The organism is Coleofasciculus sp. LEGE 07092 (assembly GCF_015207375.1).
Classification (GTDB): domain Bacteria; phylum Cyanobacteriota; class Cyanobacteriia; order Cyanobacteriales; family Coleofasciculaceae; genus LEGE-07092.
Genome location: NZ_JADEWY010000236.1, coordinates 1 through 3,936, shown reverse-complemented (window position 1 = coordinate 3,936; position 3,936 = coordinate 1). Strand labels below are relative to the sequence as shown.

6 protein-coding genes are annotated in these 3,936 nt (G+C 47.3%); 3 read left to right on the top strand and 3 right to left on the bottom strand.

What is annotated here, in order from left to right:
* Nucleotides 1-92: 92 nt before the first annotated feature.
* The 3 genes from IQ257_RS28940 (at nt 93) to IQ257_RS28930 (ending at nt 1,283) form a co-directional block, all read left to right on the top strand.
* Nucleotides 93-521 carry a hypothetical protein gene (locus IQ257_RS28940; RefSeq protein WP_193882395.1) on the top strand — a complete coding sequence of 143 codons (429 nt, stop codon included), beginning with the start codon at nt 93-95 and terminating at the stop codon, nt 519-521.
* Between the two features lie 97 nt (nt 522-618).
* The gene (locus IQ257_RS31300; protein WP_322744503.1) at nt 619-936 is read left to right on the top strand and encodes a ParA family protein; all 318 of its coding nucleotides are present in this window, start codon (nt 619-621) and stop codon (nt 934-936) included.
* Complete coding sequence (locus IQ257_RS28930) at nt 933-1,283, top strand: hypothetical protein (RefSeq protein ID WP_228061141.1); 351 nt, start codon at nt 933-935, stop codon at nt 1,281-1,283. The genes IQ257_RS31300 and IQ257_RS28930 overlap by 4 nt, the downstream gene beginning before the upstream one ends.
* 493 nt (nt 1,284-1,776) lie before the next feature.
* On the opposite strand, the gene IQ257_RS31740 is transcribed toward IQ257_RS28930, so the two are convergent.
* From IQ257_RS31740 to IQ257_RS28920, 3 genes are all read right to left on the bottom strand, one after another.
* A complete protein-coding gene (locus IQ257_RS31740) occupies nt 1,777-1,986 on the bottom strand; it encodes a hypothetical protein (RefSeq protein WP_416207941.1) in 210 nt (69 codons plus the stop codon).
* A gap of 176 nt (nt 1,987-2,162) precedes the next feature.
* Entirely contained in the window at nt 2,163-2,675 is a 513-nt protein-coding gene (locus IQ257_RS28925; RefSeq protein ID WP_193882397.1) for an AAA family ATPase, read from the bottom strand.
* 35 nt (nt 2,676-2,710) lie between these two features.
* A partial coding sequence (locus IQ257_RS28920; protein WP_322744502.1) for a WYL domain-containing protein occupies nt 2,711-3,936 on the bottom strand: 1,226 nt, incomplete at its 5' end.

Sequence of the window (3,936 nt, the reverse complement as noted above, 5' to 3'; positions counted from 1 at the left end):
GGGGTGAGTTAAGCTTGATGGAGAATGTATAAATTCTTTCCCTATTATTCCCTAATACTACCTATCTTTCAAGGACTTTTAGTTCAGCCAATATGCTTAAACCCTTCTTGTCTAGTGTTCTTTTGAGTGCAGTCTTCTCTGTTCATCTCTCAGCTTTGGCGCAGGAAGTGCCTAAATTGCGTCAAGGTATGACGTACTCTGAGGCGAGGAATCTGTTGATTGAGGAAGGTTGGCAGGCTGTATTTAATATGGAGCAGCTTAATAATCCGAACCGAAGTGGAGTTATTGATCGCTTCATTGAAAAAGGATACACCGAAGTAGTTGATTGCTCTGGAACTGGGTTAGGGCTTTGCCTGTTTCAATTCCAGAATGCGACGGGACAGAGTTTATTTGTGACGACGGCAAACAACGATTCGGAAGGGGAAAGTACTGTGTTTGGCTGGAGGCTGGAGGCTGGAGTAGCAGACAGCGCATCGTGGGGAAGACAAATTACCTGGCAAAGGGGACACTGTTCCGACTGAATCAAGCCCGTTTTGATGATTGGCTCAATCTTCCAAAAGCTGCTGATATTAGCGGGGCGATTAATGGGGCGATGAAAGCGATCGCATTCTGATTCCGGTGATTTGCGAACCGGCTGTACTCAAAGGACTCTCAGAGGCGGTGCAGTTGATTCGAGAGGAACGTCCCAATGTGCCGATTGACGTGCTGCGCTGTCGTTATCGTCCCCGGTTGGTGATTGCCAAAGAAGCTGATGAACTGTTGGCAGAAGCAGTGGGAGAGTTGGGTTATCGGTTACTCAAGACAGTCGTGCCAGAAAATATTGCCGTGGCAGAAGCGATCGCTCATGCCTCACCCGTGACAGTATACTCGACGCGATCGGCAGGGGCGAAGGCGTATAAAACGCTGGCGAAGGAGTGCTTGGGAGTGTGGAAATGACCAAGAAAAAGATGGGCAATATGGGAAAATTAAGTCAGTTTTCCGGCATCAAATCCTCTGCACCTTCTCCAGAAGATTCTACAGTAAAGGAAAAAACTAACGCTGCATCGACCGAAACTGAGGAGAAACTGGTCACGGTGAATATCAAAATTTCTCGCTCTCAACATCAGTGGTTGAATGAAACCGCTCGTACCGTTCGGGATAATAATGACGAACCTGTGCCACCATCGGAGCGTGTCTTTCCACAACATCTGATTGGTGTGGCTGTTGACTTATTGCAGCGAGAGGATATCGATTGGAGTCAGGTGCGGAATGTGGCAGAGTTACGGGAACAGTTAAACCTATGAGTGTTTTAAGGGCTAATGGTCTAATAGGTTTAGATTTTTTAGGAAAAACAATAGCTTTGCTCCTACTATTCACTCATCGACACCACTCGGAAAATCGCCCAAACCCTATGTTTTTCGTTAAGTGGTATCGATGCCATACAGGGAAAGGATTTGAGGCGGGTGTTTGGTTCAAATTTCAGGTCGATATGGTATGATTTTTTCACTGGTGTCGATTTGGCGGCTGTAACCTTTACTGGGTAAGGGCTGCTAGACGAACTCTTCCCACTCGCTGGGAAAACTACTTGAATGGAAACAGACATAGAGCTTGACAGGTCGTGATTGGTAGACATGCTTCCCACTCGCTGGGAAAACTACTTGAATGGAAACTTTGACGGTAGTGTTACGAACACTATGGTCATTGCCCTTCCCACTCGCTGGGAAAACTACTTGAATGGAAACCGGAGAGGCTCCGTGAACGGAACAACGCTTGTTTGCTTCCCACTCGCTGGGAAAACTACTTGAATGGAAACTGTGCTAGCAATGGGACATGAAATCCCAATGCAGAAACTTCCCACTCGCGCTTGAAAACTAACTGAATGGAAACTCCCGCAGCGGAACTGAATCCGGGCGATCGCCCAGCATGAACTATCCCAGTTGCAGAGGAACCAATTAAATCAGCATTCCAGTGGAAGGGTGGGCAATGTCCGCCCTTAATTTTTCTCAAAAACGACTACCCAACGGCTGAAACTTTCTCCCCGTCTACCTTTCAGCTCATCCCATCAAAATCCCCTCCAAGCCTCGGAAACGCAGTCAGAGGATGGATTCACCCCTCGCGCCGATTTCAAGCCCTGTGGAGACGATTTAAAAGGGACATCCCCCAACCCTTATCTGGCAAGCATTTCAGCACATTTCTCTCCCCCAAAGACGCACTACTTCATCAAAATCAATACCCTCCGGCGTCACCTTCACCCCATTAACTGCAACGAATCCCTCAGACACCTGGGGCGGAAAATCTCGTAGTGAACGGTAAAACTCGATAATCACAGCATCCGGCACCTGGCGCTGACGCTGTTGGTTCCACAATAGGCATAGTTCCAGAGGCGTTTGTAAGTGCCACGCTAACCACTGTACTTGTTCACCAGATACCGAATTTAAAATTGATTTGCGCCATTCGGGTTTAGCATTAGTGGCATCGTAAATAACAGATTGTCCGGCTAAAAATGCAGTGTGCATCTGGGAGAAAACATCCTTTTCAATCAGCAACCAATCACCTTGAATGTTTTCATCTCCAAATAATCGGGCACGAATGGCATCGGTGGAGATAATTACGCTATTTGGTTCTAACTGATGGAGAAAGGCGGCGAGAGTCGATTTGCCGGAACTGGGTGTACCGATTAGGAAGTGATGTAACACCTGAAAAGATGGAAATGAAGGGAACGTTTTCTGAATTATTGATTATAACGATTGACAGCAAGTTGAAGGGCTTGTCTGTGTTTTTCTACTAAATCAGGGGGTGAGGTAAATTGGGCGTTGTCTAAATGACGGTAGACCCAACGGCAGAATTCCGGGAAGGAGCGACGGGGGAGTTTGATGCGATACTCGATATAATAATTGCCGTGTTTATCGGTTTTTTCTTTAACTTTCTGATTATCGTGGCGACATTCACCTTCTAAAATAAAGTGGGTTGAGGGCGGGAAGAAGTGTACAATTATCCATTCAAATGATACCTGATTTTTCCGCTCTTTTTGTTGGTTTTCTGGTTTTCCTAGATAAATTCCCCACCCCATTTTCATGAGTTTCTGTGCCAGGTCGAGACTCTCTAACTGGGCGTCTTTTCCTCGTCCTTGGGGTTGAATAATCCGGCAGTGGTCTTTCAATCGGTCTAGTCGTTCGACTTCTAAATGCTGGATTTCATCGGGTTGGTATAAATCAGGGGTGCTGGCTTCTTCGTAGAGTAAATACCATGCAATATCATGGTAAAACAATTGCAAGGGGTAAACTTTTAAGTATCCGATGCGGTTTTGGTAGGGTTCTCGGAAGCGATAGAGTTCTACTAATTGACCTGTTGCGATCGCTTCTTCCAAGGTATCCAAGCAGTGAAATAAGGTGTGGCGGTTGTTGCCCTTTGCCTGCATCTCCTCCGGGTCAGTATGGATGATGGGGCGATTCAGATAGGCGCGGACAGGGTAGGAAAAGTCTGCGTTACCGTCTAATTCTAATCCTCGTAGTCGCTTCTCTAGGGTCTTGTAAATTTTGCGGATTTGGGGGTCGCCTTGGTATTTTGCTTGAGACTGTAGGGCGTTGAATGCGACTTTGAGTTCCTCCCGACTCATGGCACCGGTTCCCAGGTAATAGCCCCAACGGTACATTCTGCGGTCAAGGATGCCGTAATCTCGCAGGGTTTCTAAGTCTTTGCGGAGGGTGCCGATGGAGGGATAGTTATCGGGAAATAGAATACCCACGGATTGGGCAAACTGACGCACCTTCGTTTGTAGCGGTTCTAAGGCGTTGTGATAGCTGCCATTTGAGGTGTGTTCTGAGGGTTCGGAACTGCCAACGCCGGGGTGATGGATGAGGGTAGCGATGACTAGCAAAATTCGCTCGAACGAGAGGCGATCGGCGTAGCGGTGGGGTTGGGGTTTCTTTGCCATAGGTTTTTTGAAGAGACAAGGGG

Excerpts from the sequence above, each read along its gene's own strand:
- IQ257_RS28930 (WP_228061141.1), top strand. The coding sequence starts at position 933 with ATGACCAAGAAAAAGATGGGCAATATGGGAAAATTAAGTCAGTTTTCC.
- IQ257_RS28940 (WP_193882395.1), top strand. The coding sequence starts at position 93 with ATGCTTAAACCCTTCTTGTCTAGTGTTCTTTTGAGTGCAGTCTTCTCT.